The sequence below is a fragment of the Nesterenkonia haasae genome (genome assembly GCF_010119385.1).
Lineage (GTDB): Bacteria > Actinomycetota > Actinomycetes > Actinomycetales > Micrococcaceae > Nesterenkonia > Nesterenkonia haasae.
Map to the genome: position 1 here is coordinate 169,028 of NZ_VFIE01000017.1, position 23,581 is coordinate 192,608.

Below are 23,581 nucleotides of genomic sequence, written 5' to 3' on the forward strand. Positions count from 1 at the left end.
TCATGCAGTCAGCAGTGTGTCCAGGATCCTTCGACCCCATGCACAATGGTCACGTCGAGATCATCGCCCGGGCAGCAAATCTATTCGAAGAAGTCATCGTTGCGGTGTCGGCGAATATGCACAAGAGCCCCATGTTCCCCTTAGACGAGCGGATCGCTATGGCGCAGGAGACCTTCTCCTACCTCAGAGGTGTCACGGTGAAGCCTCTGCGGCCCGGAGTGCTTCTGACCGAATTCTGCAAAGAAGTGGGCGCCTCAGCCGTCATCAAGGGTCTCCGGGGGGCCCACGACCTGGCCTACGAGGCCTCAATGGCCACCATGAATCGTCACTTGACGAGTCTGGAGACCGTATTTCTCACTGCTGACGGGCGTTATACGCACTTGTCATCCACCCTGGTCAAAGAGGTGCACTCTCTAGGTGGGGAAGTGTCCGAATTTATTCCGCGAGCGGTGCAAAAGAGGTTAAAAGATGGAGGACATACTGGTCAATCGCGGTAGGGTACCTCCATGAGCATCAGTAAGCGGATTAAAAAAGCCGTCATTCCCGCCGCAGGTTTGGGCACACGATTCCTACCTGCCACAAAGGCGATGCCGAAGGAAATGCTTCCAGTAGTTGATGAGCCTGCGATCCAGTATGTGGTGGCAGAAGCATCGAAGGCTGGCCTGGACGACATTCTCATGATCACCGGCCAGAACAAGCGGTCCATGGAAGACCATTTTGACCGCGCCCCGGTCCTCGAGGCGACGCTGAGAGACAAGGGCGACACCAAGAAGTTGGAGGCCATTCAGTACGCCACCAACCTAGGGGACCTGCACTACGTCCGCCAGGGCCAGGCCTTGGGCCTAGGGCATGCTGTGCTGTGCGGTAAGCAGCATGTGGGTTACGAGCCCTTCGCGGTCCTGCTCGGTGACGATCTCATTGACGCACGTGACGAGCTCCTCACTACCATGATGGAGACCCAGGAGCGTCTGGGTGGTTCCGTCATCGCGGTCATGGAGGTTCCGGAGGACGCAGTGTCCGCCTATGGCGTCATCGACGCTGGGGGCCACGACAAGGAACCCGGTGCTGATGTCGTGCCGGTACACCGCCTGGTGGAGAAGCCCCCCGTTGAAGAGGCGCCCAGCACCCTGGCCATCATCGGCCGCTACGTGCTCCATCCCGAGATTTTCGCTGAGCTGGAACGGACCCCACCAGGCAAGGGTGGCGAAATTCAACTGACTGATGCTTTGCAAGCTATGGCCGCCAAGCCCCCTGAAGAAGGAGGGGGAGTTCATGCGGTGGTCTTCCGCGGCCGGCGCTATGACACAGGCGATAAACTCAGCTACATCAAAGCAGTGGTGACACTGGCCGCAGAGCGAGAGGACCTCGGGCCCGAGCTGAGGCCGTGGCTCAAGGAGTTCGCTCAAACCCTCTGAGTCCTGTAGTGTTGTCCGCTGTGAAACATCCACAGCAGGACTATTTGCTGCACGTGGACGTCAGAGAGCTCAAAGGCCATCCTGGAGCTCAGCGCACCCTCTCCCGCACGGTGGAAGCTCCGTCTGGGCTAGGTACAGTTCTGGTCGGCATTGCCGAACATAGCGATCTAGACCTCGACCTCAGAGTTGAATCTGTGCACGAGGGAGTACTGCTCTCGGGAACCGCCTCCGCAGAGGTCACCGGTCAGTGTGGGCGTTGCCTGGATGCCATAGGCTTCCCGCTGACTGTTGACGTTATGCAGCTCTACTCCTGGACACCAGAGGCAAACCAAGCAGACGGTGACGACGAGGAAACTCGGGAAGTCACCGCAGACCTGACCCTCGAACTGGAGCCGGTATTGCGGGACCTCATGGTCACTGCACTGCCATTCCAGCCGGTGTGCCGGGCAGACTGCCCGGGATTGTGTTCCCACTGCGGATTCCGCATGGAAGACGATCTCGGACACGACCACGAGCAGCTCGACCCACGCTGGGCTGCGCTTGCAAGCTTGGCAGATACACTGAATCAAGATGATGAAGACGACGACACGTCGTCGTAGTCAACTGTTAGTCAACTGAGAGAGAAGAGGACACCGTGGCTGTTCCGAAGCGGAAGAAGTCCCGTGCCAACACCCGTCACCGTCGTTCGCAGTGGAAGGCCGAAGCGCCAACCCTGGTGAAGACAGTGGAGAACGGTCGTGTCGTCTACAGCCGTCCGCACCAGGCGAAGCTGGTGACCGACTCGGCAGACACTCCGCTGTTCTTCGAGTACAAGGGCCGCAAAGTCGCCGACGCCTGACTTCACCTGTTCGCAAGGATTGAACGAGCCGGAGACACTTCAGAAGAGCCTTGGGGTACACATTGACCCCGAGGCTCTTCGTCTTGCCCTGACCCACCGGTCCTACGCCTACGAAAATGACGGCCTGGCGACCAATGAGCGCCTGGAATTCCTAGGTGACGCCGTCCTGCAGCTGGTGGTCACCGATTACCTCTTCAGCACCTTCGGCGAGCTCGACGAGGGCGACCTTGCCAAGCTCCGCCCCGCTCTGGTGTCCACCCGTGCGCTTGCGCGAATTGCCCGCGCCATGGAACTCGGTCCGCATATCCGGCTCGGGACTGGGGAGCTGCGCACCAAGGGTGCTGAGAAGGACTCCATTCTGGCCGACACAATGGAGGCCATCATTGGCGCGGTCTACTCCGCCGAAGGATTCGAAACAGCGAGGGCGCTCGTGCTGCGACTGGTGACGCCACTGCTCAGCGACACTGAGGCCATGACCGCGGGCAAGGACTGGAAGACTACCATTCAAGAGCTGGCCGCCGCACGCGATATGGGTGATATCCGGTACCTCATTGAAGACTTCGGGCCTGATCACCGCAAATCATTCCGGGCCACGGTGAGCATCGGTGGCACCGAGTACGCCCAGGGCACTGGGCCATCCAAGAAGGAAGCCGAGCGAGACGCCGCTCGGGTCACCGTCGAGGAACTCACCGGAGGTCGAGGGCAGGCAGATGTCCTGACCCTGGTGCTGGACCGGTACGAACCGGACGCAGAGTGAGAGGAAGGCCGAATCGGTGAGCGAGAAGCACCGTCCCCGACGTGCCAGAGGTGGTGTGATTCCATCAGGCTCGGCATCGGTCGATTCAGCACCAGAACCAACTCCGAAGAAGCATCGCAGCCGTAGGTTTCGCATCACCATGATTACGCTGGCGGTCCTGACCACCGTCGTCGTGGTGGCCGGCATCGTCGCCTATGGTTATATCAACAGGCTGCAGACAGTCTTCCAAGAGGAACGCAACGTCATCGAAGAATTGGACGACCTTGACGACGACACTGCATACAGGACCGCCGAAGGAACTGTGAACGTTCTGCTGCTCGGTTCAGACAGCCGCGGTGAGAACGAAGAGGAGTACCGCCAGGAAACTGGCGAAGAAGGCGAACGTTCCGACGCCATGATGCTGGTGCACATCCCCGAAGATCGTTCAGGCATATACGTTATGTCCATCATGCGAGACCTTTGGGTTGACGTCCCAGGCGAGGGGGAGGGCCGCATAAACACTGCGCTCTCGGCCGGTGGCCTTGACCTAGCCGTGGATACGGTAGAAGACCTGCTCTATACGCATATCGACCATGTGGTGACCATAGACTTCGATGGGTTCGAGGATCTCACCACGGAGTTGGGCGGTGTCTACGTCGACAATCCACGGTCCTTCTCCGCAGGTCAGCAGAATCCTGCGTTTTACCCTGAAGGTTCAATTCGACTGGAAGGATCGAGCGCATTGCGCTTTGTCCGTGAGCGGAAGTCCTTCCCCACCAGCGATCATATTCGGGTGGAGAACCAGCAACTGGTCATGCGAGCAATCGCCGAGCGCTTCCTCTCTGGAGACACTCTGACGAACCCCCAACGAATCTTCGGCGTACTGGAAGCCATCCTTCCCTATATGGAGATGGACTCCGGACTGGATGCCGACACCATCGTCAGCTATGCCCTCGACATGACCAACCTCCGCGGAAACGATATCCACACCTTCACCATGCCGGCAGGGGAGCCGTACACCACCTCCGGCGGCGCGCAGGTCATCCTCCCTGATGAGGAGATGATGGATCTGCTCCGGGAATCTCTCGCCGATGAGAATATGGGTGACTTCATGAGGCACACAGAGTCCTTGGAGGGGGAGCCCGGGACGATCGCAGTGCCGGATGACGATGAACCGCTGGGCCTTCAGGTGGGTCGCCAGTTAGGCCAGAGCATCAGCCGTGACGGATAGCCCGGCCAGAGCTGAAGGCCCCACACCAGAGACTACGTGGTTGCTGATATGCACCTATCAGCGCAATGACCTGTTGGCTCGTCTGCTGGACTCACTGCGATCAGTGCGGATGCCCGCCGGCTCCACCATCAACCAGCCGCAACTCATCGTGGTGGACAACTCCCCGGAGCCAACTGCCGAAGACCTGGTTCAGTCTTATCCGGACGCACGGTATGTCCACCAGCCTCGCCCGGGAATTGCCACGGCACGCAACACCTCATTGGAGACCGTCCCAGCAGATGCGACAGCGGTCGTATTTCTCGACGATGATGAACAGGTGACGCCAGAGTGGTTCGCCGCGCTGCTCACCGCAGGACGGGAATCCTCAGCAGATGCGGTCACGGGACCAGTTGTCCCTATTTTTGAGGGGGGAGAACCGAGCTGGGTGAGCAGCTATGGCTACGTGAGAAGGACAGATTTCCCCAGCGGACCGCACCCACGCAGAGTGGCCACGAATAACACGCTAGTCCTGGCCAGGTGGTTCCAACCCCCTGGTCGAGGCGGAAGAGGGTTCCGATTCGATGAGACGTTCAACTTCATCGGCGGTTCGGACTCCGACCTCTTCGAACGCATGATGGACGCGGGGGCCAAGTATTGGTGGTGTGCCGAGGCTGTGGTGACCGAGCACGTGCCCTTGGAGCGGGCAACCCAGCAGTGGCTGCGGCGTCGTGCTCAACGGGGCGGACACGTGAGAGTGGCGAAGAAGAGAGCCCGCACCTCACCTTCGAGCTCGGACACTGTGGCATTGGCTGCAGAAGGCCTCGCTCGGGCCAGTTACGGAGCCGTCCGTCGATTCAGTAGGAGAGCCCGCGGACGCACTGTGACCTATACCGATGACTATTACCTCTGTGAGGGAATAGGTATGTTGCAGTCGCTCATGGGTCAAGGTCGCGTCGAGTACGCACGGAAGAGTTGAGTCTCCGGCCCGCCAAAATGGCCTGCCCGGCAGTCTTCCGGGCTCTGCGGCGGGCGACAGCCGTTAACGGTTTTAGCCCCTCAACCGATGGAATCGACGCACGCCGAAAGAACGCCATCACTTCCGGGTACCGCCAACGATGCTGGGCAGGGTCCACATACAGACTTGCGATCTTATGGAGAACGGCGCGGGCCTCGCGGCGCTGAGGTTTGGGCATCCGACGCAGCCTTGGCAGATACCAGGCAAAGGCCCTCTCGAAACCATGCGCCACATAACTGTCGACCAGGCCCGCGGAGCGCAGCCACTCAACCTGGGCGCGTTCACGTACCAGGCACTTGGCGAAGTACTCAACGGTGACAGTGTTCACCATGGAGCCCGGAGTCTCCGCGTGATAGGCGTAGATCTCAGCAGAAGCCGCAGCGAAGCTCGTCGCCTCAGCGAAAATCTGCCGGAAGAACAATGAGTCCTGGCCGGCGGCTCCAATCACCTGCCGTATTCCGGTGCGCTTCAGCCACTCAGTACGGATCACGATGCTGCTGAGGTTGCTGGGGCGGAAGCGGGAGCTGGCGAGCACATCACCCCCGGCCCGGTAAAGACCGTCGGTTAGAGACGTGCGGGCATAGTGAGAGACATTGTCGACCTGCTCGGTGCGGTCTGAGTAAATCCGTTGTTGGCGACCGATGGCCAGCTCAGCGTTCGGATGGTTGTCCAAGGCCTCGACCAGTGGCCAGGGCCCTGAACCGAGGAACTCGTCATCCGGGTCCAAGAATCCCAGGTACTCGGTGTCGGCCAAGTCCATGCCTGTGTTGCGGGGCCGGGAGGCCGAACCCGAGCCGCCGGCCTCGTGGAAGAAGGACGTGACATTCTGATGTGCGGCGGCAAGCTCTCGCACGGCGTCGCGGGTCTCCGCGTAGGTGGACCCATCGTCAACCAGCACCACATGGATGTGCTCAAAGTTGGGGAGTCGGACCAGTGAAGGAAAGGCCCGAGTCCTGAGATGCTCCCCAGTGTTGAACACTGGCACAATGATGCTGAGTCTATGTACTGCCACACCTCGACTGTACCGGGCGATGGCAGAAACGTAATGGAGGGGGTGACGGGAATCGAACCCGCGTGACCAGCTTGGAAGGCTGGAGCTTTGCCACTAAGCTACACCCCCGCTCCGCGTTGAGCGCTTAGTCACCTTATCAAGCACGCAGGCCGGCGCAAAACTGAGTGTTGATGAGCCTCACCACGGCCGACCCAGGGCAGGATGGATTCCGTGAAGCGCACCCAGCCGTCCCATATCCGGTTCCAGATCCAACCCACTGTCTCCCACTACCGCGAACCCCTGGTGCGGCGCCTTCAGGCATCAAAACAGTTCACCTACGATCTGGTTGGTCGGTTCAAGAACAGCGAAGCGAGCACGGCTGACCACATCGCGGAAGCCTCTGCCGCTGTCCTCACCCAGGTGAAGCCGGTGAAGACCAGTTCCGTAGGGCCACTTTGGTGGGAACACGGACATGTCGCCGCAGTCTGGCGAGGCGGTTACGACGCTTATGTACTCGAAGGCCGGATCTACACCGTCTCCGCCTGGGTGGCGGGCCTGCTCGGAAAGCTCCGCGGACGTCGCGTGCTGCTCTGGGGCCACGGTTGGAAGCGCCCAGAATCTGGGCTCAAGCTCAGACTGAGGCTGACGTTCTACGCCCTGACCGATGGCCTCTTGGTCTACGGTGATGGAGCTCACCAGCTCGCGAGGCAGTACGGTCTCTCTGCGCAGAAGATCCAGGTGATCTACAACAGTCTGTATTCCGGTGCGCAGCTGCCAGAGGCACCGCTTCGCGGCGACAGTGTCAGCGAGCGGCCCACCCTGATCTACTCCTCCCGCCTGACTACCCGCCATCGGCTCGACATCCTGGCTCAGGCGTTGGCGACTTGGCCTTCGGAGCTGACTTCGCCTCGCGTGGTCATCATCGGGGAAGGCTCTGAACGTGAGCGGCTTGAGGAAGTGTTCGCCCAGGCCGGGGTCCAGGCCACCTTCCTTGGTGCGGTGTACGACTTCGACCAGATCAGAAGCCATTACGCGGAGGCAGATGCTGCCCTCGCCATCGGGGGAGCTGGTCTCAACGTCATCCAAGCACTCAGCTTCGGTGTGCCGGTCATCGCGGAGTCCGGCAACAGAGACTCCTCACCTGAGATCGAGGCCGTCATTGAAGGTCACACCGGCCGGTACTACGAAGCCGGCAGCATCGACTCCCTGCGCAACACCCTGGTGTCTCTGCTCGCGGCCCCAGAAGAAGCCCACCGAATGGGAACGCACGGACTGGAACTTGTCCGCCGACGGTACACCGCAGAAGCTCACGCCGAAGCAATCGAGCGTGCTCTGCAGCACTTCTTGGAACGTTGATCAGTCCCGCGGCTGGAGAATCATATTGGTCATCCGAGCTGTGGACAGACGTCGGCCCTCATCGTCGCGCATGACGATCTCATGAACCGCCAATTGCCTTCCCACATTGAGGGGCGTGCACGTTCCCCACACCAGCCCATTGGTCGCCGCCCGGTGATGTGTGGCCGAGAGCTCAGTGCCGACCACCTGACGCACTAACCCCAGATTGGCTCGCACATGGAAGATCGATGCGATTGACCCCAGCGTTTCAGCGATCACAAAGTGCCCACCACCGTGGAAGAGGCCGACGTTCTGCTCATTGCCTCCCACCGGCACAGTTGCCACGATCTTCTCCGGACTCATCTCTACGAACTTCAGACCCAGCTTGGCGCTCATCGCAGAAGTGCCGTGCGGCCCCATCCAATCCCAGTACTTCTCCGGGACACCGGCGGCCATCATCCTCGCGCGGCGCTGGTGTTCGTCAGGGACGGGGGTAGGAACTCCAGGAGTGGGAAACTCTGGACCATATGCGTCAAAGCTCATGGACTTCAGCTTAGCCAGCATGCGGACGGTAGGCTGTCCGTGTGAGCGACGAGGGCAACAAACTACTGGTAATCGACGGACATTCCATGGCGTTCCGGGCGTTCTACGCCCTGCCCACGGATTCCTTCCGCACGTCAACGGGGCAGTACACCAATGCGGTGCACGGCTTTACAAACATGCTGCTGAAACTGATCCGCGAAGAGGCTCCGACGCATATAGCCCTCGCCTTTGATCTGGACACTCCCACATTCCGGCATGAGTCCTACGACGACTACAAGGGTGGACGCGATAAGACACCTGCAGAGTTTGCCGGACAGATCGACCTGATCAAAGAGGTCGCTGCTGCTCTGAACATCCCTGCCGTCACCGTTGAACGCTATGAAGCCGACGATATCGTCGCCACCTACGTCACACGTGCCGAAGAAGCCGGCTGGCAGACCGTGATTGTCTCCGGGGACCGCGACGCACTTCAGCTGGTCACGGAGAACACCCATCTGGACTACCCCACCAGCGGAGTCACCAAATCAGTCCGGCTGGACCCTGCCGGGGTCGAGGCTAAGTACCTGGTACGCCCCGACCAGTACCGGGACCTAGCCGCCCTGGTGGGTGAGAGCGCTGACAACCTCCCAGGAGTGCCGAAGGTCGGCCCAAAAACCGCTGCCAAATGGATCGGTGAGTACGGCTCAGCACGTGGAATCATCGAACATGCCCAAGAGATCAAGGGCAAAGCGGGGGAGAACCTGCGCGCCGCACTGGCCGATGTGGAGCGCAACCTTGAGCTCAACCGGTTGGTGACAGACCTAGAGCTTCCCGTGGGACTCGAGGATTGTGTGCTGAGCACACCCGACAGAGAGGCCGTTGAGCCGCTATTCGACGCGCTGCAGTTCAACCAGATCCGTGAACGGCTCTTTGACACCTTCGCCGCTCGCTTTCCCGACGCTGATCTGTCTGCGGAGCCCACCCAGAGCCTTCCGCAGGTCCGCGCCGGGAGCACTGCGGCCGACTTCACAGCGTTCATTGAGCAGCACGACGACGCGCCCTTGGCTTTGGCACTGTGTCTGGACCGATCCGGCGAATCGCTGTCTACCAAGGCCAAGCGAGACGAAGCGGCTCGGGGGGCGGAGGTGCTGGCCCTCGTCGTCGTTCCGGCGGCCGAATCCCCGGACGCACCCGTCACCGGGCTTGCCATTTCATTGACCGAAGCCGACGCCGAACTGGAAGCGGTACTGGCTGCCTGGCTCGCCAACACCGACGCTCCCAAACTGGTCCACGACGTCAAGGACGCAGGTAAGCGATTGGCGTGGCGCGGACTCAGTCTGCGCGGCACTGTGGAAGACACTCTGCTGTCTGGGTATCTGGTCCAGCCGGACCGGAGGAACTTCGCCTTTGCAGGCCTCGTCACCCAGTACCTCAGCTACTCCACCGAACCGGCCGACTATATAGGCGGCGAGGAGTTCGCCCCGCAAAGCGCCGACGGAGCCCAGCTGGATCTCTTCGACCAAGATGTCATTCCAGGTGTGACGCAAGAAGATCTGGCGCGTGCGGCAGTGCATGGCATGCTGTTACACCCGCTCTCCGCCACGCTGCACGCCGAGCTGACCGAGCGGCAAGCGGACAAGCTCCTCTACGAACTGGAGCTTCCCTTGGCAGAGATTCTGCTGAAGATGGAACTCACTGGAATCGCGGTCAGCCGCGAACGCCTTGAGTCCCTCGACGCTGAGTTCGAGGCATCCATCAACGAATCCGCCCAGGCGGCCTATTCAGTGGTCGGGCACGAAGTGAATCTCGGCTCGCCCAAGCAGTTGCAGGCTGTGCTGTTCGAGGAGCTGGGACTTCCCACCGCTGGGGTGAAGAAGAACAAGACGGGATACTCCACCGACGTGGAGACCCTGCAGGACCTGCTCGCAAAGACGCAGAACGACTTTCTGGTGCATCTGATGAACCACCGTGACGCCTCAAAACTGCGCCAGACCGTCACGGGGCTGATGGAGGCCGTAGGGGACGATGGGCGCATTCACACCACCTACGCCCAAACAGTGGCGGCCACCGGTCGGCTGTCGAGTCTGCACCCGAATCTGCAGAACATCCCGGTGCGCACTGAGTCCGGGCGGAAAATCCGGGATGCATTCGTGGTGGGCCAGGGGTACGAGACTTTGCTCACCGCCGACTACTCCCAGATCGAGATGCGAATCATGGCACACCTCTCAGGTGACCAGGCGCTGATTGAGGCATTCCGTGCGGGGGAGGACCTGCACAACTTTGTCGGCGCCCGCGTTTTTGGTGTTGGAACCGAGGACGTGTCGGCTGAGCAGAGGTCCAAAATCAAGGCCATGAGCTATGGGCTCGTCTACGGACTGAGCAGCTTCGGTCTGTCCAAGCAGTTGGGGATCGGCGTCGATGAGGCCCGGGAACTGATGAATGAGTACTTTGAACGCTTCGGCGCCGTCCGTGACTACCTGCACGACGTAGTCGCGCAGGCAAAGAAAGACGGGTTCACCTCCACTCTTTACGGGCGTCGTCGTTATTTGCCGGATCTGACCAGCGACAACCGGCAGCTGCGGCAAATGGCTGAGCGGGCGGCGCTCAACGCACCCATTCAGGGGTCGGCGGCGGACATCATCAAGCGCGCGATGATCGACGTGGACGCCGGGCTGACTGAGTGGGGGCTGAGCTCGCGGGTGCTGCTGCAGGTCCACGACGAGTTGGTTCTCGAGGTCGCCCCAGGCGAACAGGAGCAGGTCGAAGCGCTGCTGATCGACAAAATGGGAGCCGCTGCGGATCTTGATGTGCCGCTCGATGTGCACGTGGGTGTCGGGCACTCCTGGCACAGTGCGGCGCACTGAAGCGCACCGTCACAGAGTTTGGGCCTGACATCCCGCGTGTACATCAGCAGGCTGGCACATCAGAGGTTAGGCTGGTTCGGTGACTCCCGTGTATGCCCCCCAGACTCCCTCCGTCTCTCCGCTGGCCGAAGGATTGTCCAGCAGGACATTCGAACCTGGAAGCGGTGAAGCTGGTAAGCCGGACGCAAGTACTGCTGCCTTTATTCGGTCCGTCGAATACGGCTTCTATGAGCCGTGGTACAGCGATGAGCAGCTGGAACGGCTTCATTCCGTCGGTGACGCAGATGCTCAGGTACTGACCGGCGTCTATGTAGACCGAGGTTTCGCTGCCCTGGAGCCCTGGGGCGGGGCACTGGAGACAGTTGGGTTCGATCCAGATCACCCAGTGGGCACATTCGTCGACTACGACAAGACCATCAACGCGGGAGGCCCAGAGCCTCTGCCAGCACGTCTGATCACTGGGGTGACAGTCAACCCAAGCTTCCGGCGCCGCGGCATTCTCAAACACATGATGACGAGCCGGCTGGCCAGCGCCGTCCAGGACGGACTGGCGCTTGCTGCACTGACAGTCTCTGAAGGTGGAATCTACGGTCGGTTCGGCTTCGGGGCTGCGACTCGGCTCCGCGGCCTGCAGATCAACGCCTCTGCTGCAGGGGATGGTTTTGCACTGACGACCCCGCAGGTCGGCAAAGTCCTCACCGTTGACCCCTCCAAGACCAAAGACGTCCTCAAGGAAGTTTTCGCCCAGTTTCATTCAAATACCCGCGGCTCAGTCGACCGGCAGTCCACGTATTGGGAAACTGGCACCGCCCGCTGGGACCCCGAGAACATCACCAGCTGGGACCGCAAAGCACGGGCTGCTGTGCACGTCCGAGAAGACGGAAGCATCGGCGGCTATGTGGTCTTCACCTTTGCAGGCTGGGACACCGAACCCTCCACTATGCGCATCCGCGATCTGATCGCTGTTGATGCGACCAGCCGAATCGAGCTGCTCCGGCATTTGGCCGGTATGGACCTCGTGGAGCGCATCGTGACGCCCAACGGTTCGCCGGTGTCGGATCCGCTGCAGCACGCACTCGTTAACCCCCGGGCAGTGAAGACCACGAGCCTCGGTGACGTTCTCTGGATTCGCGTGCTCAACCCGGTGGCGGCTCTGGAAGCGCGCGCATGGAACGCTGACGGTGAATTCAGCCTCACCATCAACGACTCTCTGGGTATCGCTGACGGGGTGTTCACCGTCTCGGTCTCTGGTGGTGTCGCTCAGGTCACCAGTACTGAGAGCGCGACCGCACCGCAGCACTTCTGGCTGGACGTTGCGGCACTTGGCTCCCTCTACCTCGGAGACGTCTCCGTGTTGACCATGCGTGATGCGGGTCGGATCACTGCTGAGGATGAGGCCGATTGGGCAGCATTCTCAGCCACCGTCGATCTTGCAACCGCCCCGCACTGCGCCACGCACTTCTAGCAGCGACTGTGCAACACCCACTGGGACTCTGGGCCGCAGCTACGAGATGTCCTCTTGGGAATCCCGCAGAACGTCGAATCTCCAGCTGAGCTGGGAGCTTCGATGGGACCGAAGGTGTGGCACCGCGGAACGTCCTATGGCGTTGGCCAGGCAAGAGGGCGTCGTCGTCATAGAAGGTGTGCGGTTGTGCCAGGTTGTTGCAGGAGTATAGACTAAACGGGCGCGTTCTGCGCACAGAGTCGTGTCTGACTTCTGACAGATCCCGCTCGAGAATCATACGATTTTTGTATGACTCCGGGCGCCCTGCAATTGTCCGCCGATCAGTGCCAGATAAGAACAGTGCACTGACCCAATCACACAATCCCCATAGGAACACCTACTACATGACCACCACTGCAACCGCCCCCGGTGCCCCCCAGGTCGCCATCAACGACATCGGAACTGAAGAAGAGTTCCTAGCAGCCGTCGATGCCACGATGAAGTACTTCGACGACGGAGACTTGGTAGAAGGCACGATCGTCAAGGTCGACCGTGACGAAGTCCTGCTGGACATCGGGTACAAGACTGAAGGCGTCATCCCTTCCCGCGAACTGTCGATCAAGCATGACGTGAATCCCGACCAGGTCGTGGCCGTCGGCGATCAGATCGAGGCTCTCGTTCTCCAGAAGGAGGACAAGGAAGGCCGTCTGGTTCTCTCCAAGAAGCGTGCTCAGTACGAGCGTGCTTGGGGTGACATTGAGCGCATCAAGGATGAGGACGGCGTCGTCACAGGCACAGTCATTGAGGTGGTCAAGGGCGGTCTGATTCTGGATATCGGTCTGCGCGGCTTCCTCCCCGCCTCGCTGGTGGAGATGCGTCGTGTCCGTGACCTGGCCCCGTACATCGGTCAGGAGCTCGAAGCCAAGATCATCGAGTTGGACAAGAACCGCAACAACGTGGTTCTTTCCCGCCGTGCATGGTTGGAGCAGACCCAGTCCGAGGTGCGCTCCACCTTCCTGAACAAGCTCGAGCGCGGTCAGGTGCGCACCGGTGTGGTTTCCTCCATCGTCAACTTCGGCGCCTTCGTCGATCTGGGCGGTGTCGACGGCCTGGTTCACGTTTCCGAGCTGTCCTGGAAGCACATCGACCACCCGCAGGAAGTTGTTTCAGTCGGCGACGAGGTCACCGTAGAGGTTCTCGAGGTGGACATGGACCGCGAGCGTGTCTCGCTGTCCTTGAAGGCCACCCAGGAAGACCCATGGCAGACCTTCGCTCGGACCCACGCGCTGGGTCAGATTGTTCCGGGCAAGGTCACCAAATTGGTGCCCTTCGGCGCTTTCGTCCGCGTCGAAGACGGCATCGAAGGCTTGGTGCACATCTCCGAGCTGGCAGTTCGCCACGTGGATCTGGCCGAGCAGGTTGTCTCCGTCAATGACGATGTCTTCGTCAAGGTCATCGACATCGACCTGGAGCGCCGCCGGATCAGCCTGTCGCTGAAGCAGGCCAATGAGGGTGTGGAGCCAGAAGCTGAAGACTTCGATCCCGCTCTCTACGGCATGGACGCTGAGTACGACGACGAGGGCAACTACAAGTACCCCGAGGGCTTTGATCCAGAGACCAACGAGTGGATGGAAGGCTACGAAGAGCAGCGCGCCGCGTGGGAAGCTCAGTACGCCATTGCTCAGGAACGCTGGGAGAGCCACAAGGACCAGGTGCGCAAGGCCATCGAGGCTGACGCCGAGGCAGCAGCCGAAGCGTCAATGTCCTCGACGTCCTCGTCATCCTCGTCAAGCGGACGCAAGTCGGAGCCGGCTCCGTCGAACTACTCCTCGGCACAGCCTGAGACCGAGGACGCCGGAACACTGGCATCGGATGAGGCCCTCGCAGCCCTGCGGGAGAAGCTCACCGGAAAGTAGTCATTAGCTGATAATTAGCTGAACAAAACCCGCTCAGTCCCTTGGGAGTGAGCGGGTTTTGTTGCTTTTATGGGCGAATCCTGCTTACGGTAGGGCACCGTCCAGGGCCTTCTCAGGCCTGTGCTCAACGTGGGAGGAACAGATGCTAGAGAAGGTCCACGACCTGTTTAGGCTCCGGACAAGTCCAGTCATATTCTTCATTTCAGCGGCCATCATCACAGTTTTCGTGGTCGTCACGCTCATCATTCCCGAGGACATGGGGAATTTCTGGGGCACCGGCTCTGGATGGCTCTATGAGAACCTGGGCTGGTTCTACGTCTCAGGCGTCACGATTTTCTTGATCTTTCTGCTCTGGATGGCCGTGGGGCGCTTCGGCCTGATGCGCCTGGGAGACGACCACGAGCGTCCCGAACACAGCGATATCTCCTGGTTCGGCATGCTGTTCGCCGCAGGAATCGGCACGATCCTCATGTTCTGGGCTGTGGCCGAACCGGCGTACCACTTTGACACTCCGCCGCGCGGAGAGCAGCTCGGTATTCAAGGCGGCACGGAGGAAGCAGCCCGCGAAGCGATGGGCTTCACCCTGTACCACTTCGGACTGCACACCTGGACGATCTTCACGCTGCCCGGACTGGCGTTCGCCTACTTCATTTACAAGCGCAAACTTCCCCCGCGCGTGTCCTCCATCTTCCAGCCGATTTTGGGCGACGGGATTCATGGCCCGATCGGCAAAGCCATTGACGTTTTTGCAATTGTCGGCACCATTTTCGGCGTTGCTGTCTCCATTGGACTGGGGACTATGCAGATCCATGCAGGACTGGCCCAGCTTGTTGGGCTGCCGGATGTCTGGTGGGCCTTCATTGTGATCATCGGTGTGGTGACCTTGGTAGCCACGGTGTCCTCAGTCCTCGGCGTGGAGAGGGGAATTAAGAAGCTCTCCAACTTCAACATCTGGACGGCGATCGCGCTATTGGTGTTCATCCTGGTTACCGGACCTACTGTGTACCTCTTGCGCGGAATGTTCGAGTGGACGGGCGTATACCTGGGCCTCCTGCCTGAGGTGGCTTGGTGGAACGACACCCTCTCCGATACCGGCTGGCAGGAAGGTTGGACCATCTTCTACTGGGCGTGGACGATTGCCTGGGCGCCATTCGTCGGCATTTTCATCGCGCGCATCTCACGCGGTCGTACCGTGCGTCAGTTCGTCACCGGCGTGCTGGGACTTCCCACGCTGTTCACCATCATCTGGTTCGGTGTGTGGGGCACAGGAGTGTTCGACATTGAGCTCAACGGTGAAGGAGGGCTCGTCGACTCGGTCGTAGAGGATGGCGTCGAAACCGCACTCTTCAGCTTCCTCGCCGAGTTCCCGCTCGCCACGCTGACATCCGCTGTGGCCATCATGTTGGTGGGTATCTTCTTCATCACTTCCATGGACTCCTGCTCCCTGGTGCTGGACGATATGTGCAATGGCTTCGAGGGCAAGGCTCCGCTTCATCAGCGGGCGTTCTGGACCATCGCCATCGGCACAATCGCTGCGATTCTTCTCACCGCTACCGGTGAGGGTGGACTGGAGGCGCTGCAGAACGTCGCGCTTGTCTTTGGTCTGCCGTTCTTCATCCTCGGGTACTTCATCATGTTTAACCTCTCCCGAGCGATGCGCGAGGATGCCGGAGAGATCAAGCACCTGCGCACGCGCCGCTGGCTTCAGACCCTGCCACCTGAGGAGTTTGAGCGCCGCATGGAGGAGAACGACGACACGCTGGCCAACGCCGTCGTCGCTCCTGACTATGCAGAAGGCACCCAGCCCGAGACTGCGCCCGAAGTCGAACATGCGGAGCAGCCCCCGGTCGTCACCGAGTACCGGATCCGCACTGGTGAGAACCCTGTAGTGGACCCTGCCGCGCCTGACTCGGGGGACGTCCCGCCCCGGCGCTGACCACGCTCTACAGTGGAGTCATGTCCAGAATTCTTCATGTGGGGCTCACCGGTGGGATCGCCTCCGGAAAGTCCGCAGTCTCGCAGCGTCTCGCCGAGCATGGTGCAGTCATCATCGATGCGGACGAGCTTGCTCGAGAAGTCGTCGAGGTCGGCACAGAGGGTCTGGCTGAGGTCGTCACCGAGTTCGGACCGAATGTGGTGGCCGCCGACAGCTCCCTCGACCGTGCAGCACTGGGGCAGGTGATTTTCGACGACGACGAAGCTCGCGGCCGGCTCAACGCCATCATTCACCCCAGAGTCCGGGAAGCTGCAGCTCGGCTCCGAGAGGCTGCGCCCGATGGGTCGGTGGTCGTGGAGGACATCCCGCTCTTGGTCGAGACGGGTCAGCAGGACCGGTTCGACGTTCTCGTCGTAGTACAGGCTCCCGAAGACGAGCGTGTACGCAGAATGAGTGAGGATCGTGGGATGGACCGTAGCGAAGCTGAGTCTCGGATCAGAGCCCAGACCACAGACTGGAAGCGAGCAGCGGCTGCAGACGTGGTGCTGGACAACTCTGGCACGTTGGAGGAGCTCCATGCACAAACAGACCGTCTATGGACCAAGCTTCGAACACAGATTCGATGATGAAGGCGTAGACTACTCATCATGAGTCTTGCCCCCAAGATCTCCCGGACCGTCGCTCCGTTCTCCGTGGAAAGCCCCTACCAGCCTTCAGGCGACCAGCCGAACGCCATCGAGGAACTCGCTGAGCGGGTTGAAGGTGGGGAAAAAGACGTTGTCCTCATGGGAGCCACAGGTACGGGTAAATCCGCGACTGCCGCCTGGCTGATCGAGCGTCTGCAGCGCCCTACCCTCATCATGGTTCAGAACAAGACCCTGGCTGCGCAATTGGCCAATGAGTTCCGCGAACTGCTGCCGAACAACGCTGTGGAGTACTTCGTCTCCTACTACGACTACTACCAGCCTGAGGCGTACGTCCCGCAGACTGACACCTTCATCGAGAAGGACAGCTCCGTCAATGAAGAAGTTGAGCGTCTCCGGCATTCGGCGACCAACGCGCTGCTGACGAGGCGTGACACTGTCGTGGTCGCGACGGTCTCCTGCATCTACGGCCTGGGAACGCCCGAGGAGTACATCGCGCAAATGGTGTCTCTGCGGCGGGGGGAGACGATTGACCGGGATGAGCTGCTCCGCCGGTTCGTCGCTATGCAGTACGTGCGCAATGACACCGACTTCCACCGCGGGACCTTCCGGGTACGCGGTGACACGGTCGAGATCATCCCCATGTATGAGGAGCTCGCGGTGCGAATCGAGTTCTTCGGCGACGAGATTGAGGCAATCCACACGCTTCATCCGCTCACCGGGACACTGGTCCGCGATGAGGAAGAGATGTACATCTTCCCCGCCAGCCACTATGTGGCAGGTGAAGACCGGATGGCCAGAGCCATTGCTGCTATCGAAGACGAGCTGCGCGAACGGTTGCAGGAGCTGGAGTCCCAGAACAAGCTGCTGGAGGCTCAACGGCTACGGATGCGCACGACCTACGACCTCGAGATGATGCAGCAGATGGGCTTCTGCAACGGCATTGAGAACTACTCTCGGCACATCGACGGGCGCGAGACCGGATCCGCGCCGCACTGTCTCCTGGACTACTTCCCCGATGACTTCATGCTGATCGTCGACGAGTCCCACGTGACGATCCCGCAGATCGGCGGTATGTACGAAGGCGACATGTCCCGTAAGCGAACCCTGGTGGAGCACGGCTTCCGGTTACCCTCCGCCATGGACAACCGGCCACTGAAGTGGGACGAGTTCCTTGAGCGCATCGGCCAGACCGTCTACCTATCCGCCACACCGGGCAAGTACGAGATGGCCCAATCCGATGGGGTTGTCGAGCAGATCATCCGCCCCACCGGCCTAGTTGATCCTCAGATAGAGGTCAAACCCACCCAGGGCCAAATCGACGATCTGCTCGGGGAGATCCGGTCACGCACCCAACGCAATGAACGCACCCTCGTCACCACCCTGACCAAACGCATGGCAGAGGACCTCACTGAGTACTTGTTAGAGCACGGCGTGAAGGTTGAGTACCTGCACTCAGATGTGGATACGCTCAAGCGCATCGAGATCCTTCGGGAGCTGCGAAAAGGAACATTCGATGTAGTGGTCGGGATTAACCTGCTGCGCGAAGGGCTGGACCTGCCGGAGGTCTCCCTCGTGGCCATCCTGGACGCTGATAAGGAAGGGTTCCTTCGCTCCACCACGAGCCTCATTCAAACCATCGGGCGGGCTGCCCGGAACTTGCACGGCGAAGTCCACATGTACGCCGATCGGATCACTGACTCCATGCGGCGAGCCATCGATGAGACCGAACGCCGGCGTGATCGTCAGATCGCGCACAACCTGGAACACGGAATCGATCCCACACCGCTGGTCAAGAAAATTGCGGACATCACCGATCAGCTGGCCAGGGAAGACGACGACACCGCCGATCTGCTCCAAGGGATGGGAGGACTGGCCACTGGTTTCCAGTATGGAAAAGGTCACCGCGGGTTCACTGGGTTCCACAAGGACGCCGACGCCGACGCCGAGCAGAACGGGGCGGCACCAAGTTTCGCTTCGCAGACACCAGCCAAGGACACAGCTGATCTGATCGCCCAGCTCACGGAACAGATGCACAGGGCCGCTGAGAACCTCAACTTTGAGCTCGCTGCCCGGCTGCGCGACGAGTTGGGTGACCTCAAGCGCGAGCTGCGAGCTATCCAGGCCGCCGAGTAGGCCCTCCTCTATTCCGTACGCCGGAGCAGTTCGCGGAGGATTGCGGCGCCGTCGTCGTGGATCCCGTCGTGGTGAAAGTCGTTCGTCTCGTAGACCGAGAGGTTTGCCACCCGTTGAGCGGTCTGCAGAGACAGGGTGCGGTCGACGAAGACGTCATCGGTGTACACGCAGGCAGCTGCGGGTACCTCATTGCGCGCAAGCTGGTCCAGATCGTAAAGCGGGCTCCAGTCTTCCACCGCGGCAACGGCATTGGCGGTTCCCGTGAGCGGCGCCAACACCGGATCCAGCCGAATATGACTGCGGAAGATCATTTCGCCGGTCAGCAGGGGCGATGCAGCCTGTTCCGAGAACTCCGGGAACTCAGCCAAAATCCGTTCAGCGGACCAGTTGGTGGGAGGTTCACCGGGGAGTCCGTAGATGGACTCATGCATCACGGCGTACATCGGGTTACTGGCGAAACTGATGCGCTGCCCGAGTTCGGCCAGGAAGGTGTCTGAAAGAGTGCCTCCAGCGAACGCTTCCTCCAAGAGGTAATGGAGTGAGTCTGCCTTGGTGTTCGCGCCAAGCTCCATGCCGAGCATCTGCACACGTGCCGCAGTGAGCGGTGATCCATCCAGAAGCCGGACAATCTGTGTCCTGACGTGGTCGAAGACGGCGTCGAGACGCTCCCGGTCTTCGGGGAATCGGTCAAAGTACTCGACGTTGCGCGCCGCCATGCGCCGATATGTTTGGCGGTACACCTGGTCTGCGTGACCGGTCAGCGGTGCTAACCCGCCGGTGATCAGAGCCCGGTCCAGGTGGTGAGGGAAAAAGGAGAGATAGGTCAGTGCGCAAAATCCGCCGAAACTCTGACCAAATATTGTCCATGACCGGATGCCCAGTTGGGTGCGCAACGCCTCGGCGTCGCGCACTATTGAATCGGCCCTGAAGCATCTCAGGTACTTGGTTTGTTCTTCTGCTGATCCCCGGACGCTCAAACTGTTCCGGTCCAGGCGTGTGGAGAGCCCGGTTCCGCGCTGGTCCAGCATGATGATTCGGAAATCCTGAGCCAGTTCCGCCATCCATCCGCTCAGCTTCGCGGGCCGGTTTCCTTTCCCACCAGGTCCACCCTGGAGAAACAGCAGGTAGGGCAGAGCATCCAGATGGACTTGGCCCTTGGCCAGAGTCTCGGCGCTTACGAACTCGCGGGCAAACACCTGAATCTTTTCCCCGTTCGGAACCGACCAGTCCAATGGCACGGTGATCCAGTGCTCAGTGACGCATGTGCCATCCACCAGTTGACGGGTGATCACGCGTTTCTCAACTCACCGACGTAGTCAATTGTGATGACTGCGGCTTCGGCCTCGTCGGAGGCCGCAAGGTCGATCCAAGCGTGGATGCCCCAATCGTGATTTCCCTTATTGTCGTCGAGCACCTGGACCGCGTGCCAAAAGCCAGCCCTGTCAGCCGGATTTTTGTCCAGTCGGAAGTAATCGGCGCTGCGCGCCTTGGCATCGACGTACACGTCCTCGTAGTCGTCGAAGAATCCATCCAGTGCCTCAGCCCAGCGTTCCGGATTCGCCCATTCGGAATTCGGCGACTGCTCCCGTTGCAGGGCAGCCAATGCCTGCTCCTTTTCCTGGGAAAACAGCTCGGCTCGACGGAACATTGCGTTGCGGACGAGCACGGCGAAAGCGCGCTCATTACTCGTAAAACCACTCGCAGGCGTTGAGGCGGCGTCTTCGTCTCGCTGTTTCTGCCAGGCGGCGAGCTTCTCTGGATCATCGCCGGCGGCCAGCCGCTCCCACTCTTCCAGAAGCGAAGAGTCTGTCTGCCTGATGACCTCACCGAGCCACTCGAGCAGGTCCTCCAGGTCTTGGTTAACCTTGGCGGTGGGGACCGTCTGGCTCAATGTCCGATACGCGTCTGTCAGGTAGCGCAACAGCACTCCTTCGCTGCGGGCTATCCCGTAGAAGTTGACGGCGTCGATGAAAGTGAAGGCGCGTTCAATCATGTCTCGCACAACGGACTTGGGCTGCAGCTCGTGATCCGCGACCCACGGGACAGCGGCTCGGTAGACCTCAAACTGTTGCTCCAAGATCTCAGCCAACGGCTGCGGGTGAGTCATATCGTCCAGAATTCGCATGCGCTCGGTGAAGTCCACACCGTCGGCCTTCAGCTCTGCCAACCGCTCCGATTTGAGCTTTTTCACCTGCGCACCGGTCACCTGGTATGGGGTTTCCAGGATGGACTCGATGACACTGATCACGTCGAGGGCATACGTTTCTGACTCCGGATCCAACAGGTCCAGAGCCGCTACCGCGAATGGAGCAAGCGGCTGGTTGAGCGCGAAGTCATCCTGCAACTCGATCGTGAGATCCACTGTTCGGCCGTCTTCATCAGGTTCTTCGAACTTCTCCAGGACCCCTGCAGTCAACAACTCCCGCAGTATCTCCAGGGCGCGGCGTTGCAGCTGGGCCTGCCGCACCGGAGTCTCATCTGAGCTGGTGATGAGCCGGCGCATGGCCATCACCGGGTCCTCCGGCCGATTCAGAAGATGAAGAATCATCGCGTACGTAACCCTCATCCGCGACACCATCGGTTCTGGTTCGGCGACGATCAGTTTCTCGAAAGTCTTCTCACTCCACGAGATAAAACCTTCAGGAGGCTTCTTCTTAGGCTTCGTTTTCAACGCCTGCGCGAGTTTGGCGTCATCTCCACCGTGTTTCGCCGCAAGTTTTCGCGCTGCGGCCTGGTTCTCGATGACATGCTCGGGAGCCTGGACGACGACCGTGCCTTCAGTGTCGAAACCTGCACGGCCGGCTCGGCCGGCGATCTGGTGAAATTCGCGCGCGTTGAGTTGCCGGACGCGTGTGCCGTCATACTTTGAAAGACCGGTCAGCAGTACCGTGCGGATTGGCACGTTAATGCCGACGCCCAGAGTGTCGGTTCCGGAGATGACTTTGAGCAGTCCCTCCTGCGCCAACTGCTCCACAAGCCTTCGGTACTTCGGCAGCATTCCCGCATGATGGACTCCCACTCCGGACTTCAAGAGGCGGGAGAGCGTCTGCCCGTAGCCCTTGGCGAACCGAAAAGTCTTGAGCCGTTCGCCGAGCCGCTCACGCTCGGTCTTGGATAAGAGGTTGAGGCTCATAAGTCCCGCAGCCTGCTCCGCAGCCTCACGCTGAGAGAAATGCACCACGTACACAGGGGCGCGCTGCTTGGCAGCAAGTTCTTCGAGTTTGTCCACCAAAGCTGTGGTCGAGTACTCGAACGTCAGGGGTACAGGACGCTCCGCGGAGGAGACGACCACAACATCCCGTCCAGTCCGCTCTGCGATCCGGTTCTCGAAACGTGTGGTCTCGCCCAGGGTTGCGGACATCAGCAGGAACTGCGCCTGCGGCAGCTCAATCAGCGGAACCTGCCAAGCCCAGCCCCGGTGGGGGTCCGCGTAAAAGTGGAACTCGTCCATCACCACGGGACCCAATTCCGCTTCAGCACCGTCGCGAAGAGCTTCATTGGCCAGAATTTCGGCTGTGCAGCAAATAATGGGTGCGCTAGCGTTGACCGCAGAGTCTCCAGTGACCATGCCGACATTCTCTGCGCCGAAGACTCCCACCAGGGAAAAGAACTTCTCACTCACCAGTGCTTTGATGGGGGCCGTGTACATGGTCCGCTCCCCACGTGCGAGACCGAAGAAATGCGCAGCCAAGGCCACCAGCGACTTCCCCGACCCGGTGGGGGTAGCCATAATCACGTGCTGGGAGTCCGCCAGTTCCAGGATGGCGTCCTCCTGGGCGGGATAGAGCGTGATCCCTTGATCCTCTGCCCACTGATGGAACGCCTCAAAGAGCTGTTCTGGGGTGGGAGTGCCCCAAGATCCGGGGACGCGCAGGATTGCTGACGACGTAGCCTGCGGTGGCGTCACCAGCCGCGCTCCCGCCAATGGCTAAGGTGGGGGCGCTCAGCCCCCAGGGTCGTGGGGGCCCCATGCCCTGGGTGGACGATGGTGTCATCGTCGAACTTGGCGAAGATCCTGGACTCCACGTCATCGAGCAGCTGTTGGAAATCCTCAATGCTCGACGTCTTCCCCACACCTCCCGGGAAGAGCGAGTCTCCGGTGAATATATGCGTCGGTCCGTCCTCCACTGGATAGACGAAAGCAACAGATCCCGGGGTGTGTCCGCGTAGGTGGAGCACATCAAGACCTACTCCGTCATAGCGGATCGTAGTGCCGTGCCTGAGCTTGCGGTGAACTGTCACGCCCTTGTCGGATTCGATTCCGGCCGCGTCTTTCTCTCCAGCCGCCAGCTCCACTCCCTCTGCCTCGGCGAACTCGGTCAGCGCGCGGATGTGATCCCAGTGGCCGTGAGTGGTGAGCACCGCGCGCAGACCAGGGGAGCAGGGGGTGTCACCGGCAGCCTCGGCAATCATCGAGTGAATCTCCGCGGGATCGTCTGCGGCATCAATCAGAACCTGGATCCCTGATTTCTTGGCAGTGAGGAGATACACATTGTTACTCATCTCACTGACGGCGATGCGCCGAAGAGTCACTGCGGGCAAGTCATAGATCAAGGAGTTGTCCGGAGCCATGCGCTCC

19 protein-coding genes and 1 tRNA gene are annotated in these 23,581 nt (G+C 60.5%); 14 read left to right on the forward strand and 6 right to left on the reverse strand.

From position 1 onward, the window contains the following. The first annotated feature begins 2 nt into the window (after positions 1-2). The 7 genes from coaD to FH975_RS00930 are packed head-to-tail and all read left to right on the forward strand — an operon-like array spanning position 3 to position 5,175. Positions 3-497 carry a pantetheine-phosphate adenylyltransferase gene (gene coaD, locus FH975_RS00900; RefSeq protein WP_162319654.1) on the forward strand — a complete coding sequence of 165 codons (495 nt, stop codon included), beginning with the start codon at positions 3-5 and terminating at the stop codon, positions 495-497. Positions 498-506: 9 nt separating this feature from the next. Further along, positions 507-1,415 (forward strand): UTP--glucose-1-phosphate uridylyltransferase GalU, encoded by a 909-nt coding sequence (galU, locus tag FH975_RS00905; protein WP_153077498.1) that lies wholly within the window; start codon positions 507-509, stop codon positions 1,413-1,415. A gap of 20 nt (positions 1,416-1,435) precedes the next feature. Next, positions 1,436-2,014: a YceD family protein gene (locus tag FH975_RS00910; RefSeq protein WP_328821717.1), complete on the forward strand. Its 579-nt coding sequence runs from the start codon at positions 1,436-1,438 to the stop codon at positions 2,012-2,014. Between the two features lie 35 nt (positions 2,015-2,049). After that, complete coding sequence (gene rpmF / locus FH975_RS00915; RefSeq protein WP_153077499.1) at positions 2,050-2,253, forward strand: 50S ribosomal protein L32; 204 nt, start codon at positions 2,050-2,052, stop codon at positions 2,251-2,253. A 19-nt stretch (positions 2,254-2,272) separates the two neighbouring features. Next, positions 2,273-3,010, forward strand: a complete 738-nt coding sequence (gene rnc / locus FH975_RS00920) for a ribonuclease III (protein ID WP_162319655.1) — start codon at positions 2,273-2,275, stop codon at positions 3,008-3,010. Between the two features lie 16 nt (positions 3,011-3,026). After that, positions 3,027-4,220, forward strand: coding sequence for an LCP family protein (locus FH975_RS16415; RefSeq protein ID WP_162319656.1), 1,194 nt, complete (start codon positions 3,027-3,029; stop codon positions 4,218-4,220). Beyond that, on the forward strand, positions 4,210-5,175 hold the full coding sequence (locus FH975_RS00930; RefSeq protein ID WP_162319657.1) for a glycosyltransferase family 2 protein: 966 nt from the start codon (positions 4,210-4,212) through the stop codon (positions 5,173-5,175). The genes FH975_RS16415 and FH975_RS00930 overlap by 11 nt, the downstream gene beginning before the upstream one ends. Here the strand turns inward: FH975_RS00930 and FH975_RS00935 are convergent. Together FH975_RS00935 and FH975_RS00940 are read right to left on the reverse strand one after the other, a co-directional pair. Next, positions 5,135-6,226 (reverse strand): glycosyltransferase family A protein, encoded by a 1,092-nt coding sequence (locus FH975_RS00935; RefSeq protein WP_162319658.1) that lies wholly within the window; start codon positions 6,224-6,226, stop codon positions 5,135-5,137. The genes FH975_RS00930 and FH975_RS00935 overlap by 41 nt on opposite strands. Positions 6,227-6,260: 34 nt before the next feature. Continuing rightward, positions 6,261-6,334: transfer RNA gene (locus tag FH975_RS00940), tRNA-Gly, on the reverse strand. Between the two features lie 102 nt (positions 6,335-6,436). Here FH975_RS00940 and FH975_RS00945 point away from each other — a divergent pair. Further along, entirely contained in the window at positions 6,437-7,561 is a 1,125-nt protein-coding gene (locus FH975_RS00945) for a glycosyltransferase family 4 protein (protein WP_162319659.1), read from the forward strand. Here the strand turns inward: FH975_RS00945 and FH975_RS00950 are convergent, their stop codons facing one another. Next, positions 7,562-8,083 (reverse strand): hotdog fold thioesterase, encoded by a 522-nt coding sequence (locus FH975_RS00950; protein ID WP_162319660.1) that lies wholly within the window; start codon positions 8,081-8,083, stop codon positions 7,562-7,564. A 41-nt stretch (positions 8,084-8,124) separates the two neighbouring features. Here FH975_RS00950 and polA point away from each other — a divergent pair, with 41 nt between their 5' ends. The 6 genes from polA to uvrB all read left to right on the forward strand — a co-directional run bounded on the left by polA (position 8,125) and on the right by uvrB (position 19,002). After that, positions 8,125-10,926, forward strand: a complete 2,802-nt coding sequence (gene polA, locus FH975_RS00955; protein ID WP_328821718.1) for a DNA polymerase I — start codon at positions 8,125-8,127, stop codon at positions 10,924-10,926. A 79-nt stretch (positions 10,927-11,005) separates the two neighbouring features. Further along, a complete protein-coding gene (locus FH975_RS00960; RefSeq protein ID WP_162319661.1) occupies positions 11,006-12,391 on the forward strand; it encodes a GNAT family N-acetyltransferase in 1,386 nt (461 codons plus the stop codon). A gap of 383 nt (positions 12,392-12,774) precedes the next feature. Continuing rightward, a complete protein-coding gene (gene rpsA / locus FH975_RS00965) occupies positions 12,775-14,286 on the forward strand; it encodes a 30S ribosomal protein S1 (RefSeq protein ID WP_153077507.1) in 1,512 nt (503 codons plus the stop codon). Positions 14,287-14,428: 142 nt separating this feature from the next. After that, positions 14,429-16,222 (forward strand): BCCT family transporter, encoded by a 1,794-nt coding sequence (locus FH975_RS00970; RefSeq protein WP_162319662.1) that lies wholly within the window; start codon positions 14,429-14,431, stop codon positions 16,220-16,222. A gap of 20 nt (positions 16,223-16,242) precedes the next feature. Further along, positions 16,243-16,848 (forward strand): dephospho-CoA kinase, encoded by a 606-nt coding sequence (coaE, locus tag FH975_RS00975; protein ID WP_202922933.1) that lies wholly within the window; start codon positions 16,243-16,245, stop codon positions 16,846-16,848. Positions 16,849-16,869: 21 nt separating this feature from the next. After that, entirely contained in the window at positions 16,870-19,002 is a 2,133-nt protein-coding gene (uvrB, locus tag FH975_RS00980) for an excinuclease ABC subunit UvrB (RefSeq protein ID WP_162319663.1), read from the forward strand. 8 nt (positions 19,003-19,010) lie between these two features. Here the strand turns inward: uvrB and FH975_RS00985 are convergent, their stop codons facing one another. The 3 genes from FH975_RS00985 to FH975_RS00995 are packed head-to-tail and all read right to left on the reverse strand — an operon-like array spanning position 19,011 to position 23,574. Beyond that, positions 19,011-20,294: an alpha/beta fold hydrolase gene (locus tag FH975_RS00985; RefSeq protein WP_162319664.1), complete on the reverse strand. Its 1,284-nt coding sequence runs from the start codon at positions 20,292-20,294 to the stop codon at positions 19,011-19,013. Then, entirely contained in the window at positions 20,291-22,909 is a 2,619-nt protein-coding gene (locus FH975_RS00990; RefSeq protein WP_407938600.1) for a DEAD/DEAH box helicase, read from the reverse strand. The genes FH975_RS00985 and FH975_RS00990 overlap by 4 nt, the downstream gene beginning before the upstream one ends. Further along, positions 22,906-23,574 (reverse strand): MBL fold metallo-hydrolase, encoded by a 669-nt coding sequence (locus FH975_RS00995; RefSeq protein ID WP_162319666.1) that lies wholly within the window; start codon positions 23,572-23,574, stop codon positions 22,906-22,908. Before FH975_RS00995 ends, FH975_RS00990 begins: the two co-directional genes overlap by 4 nt. Between the last annotated feature and the right edge of the window lie 7 nt (positions 23,575-23,581).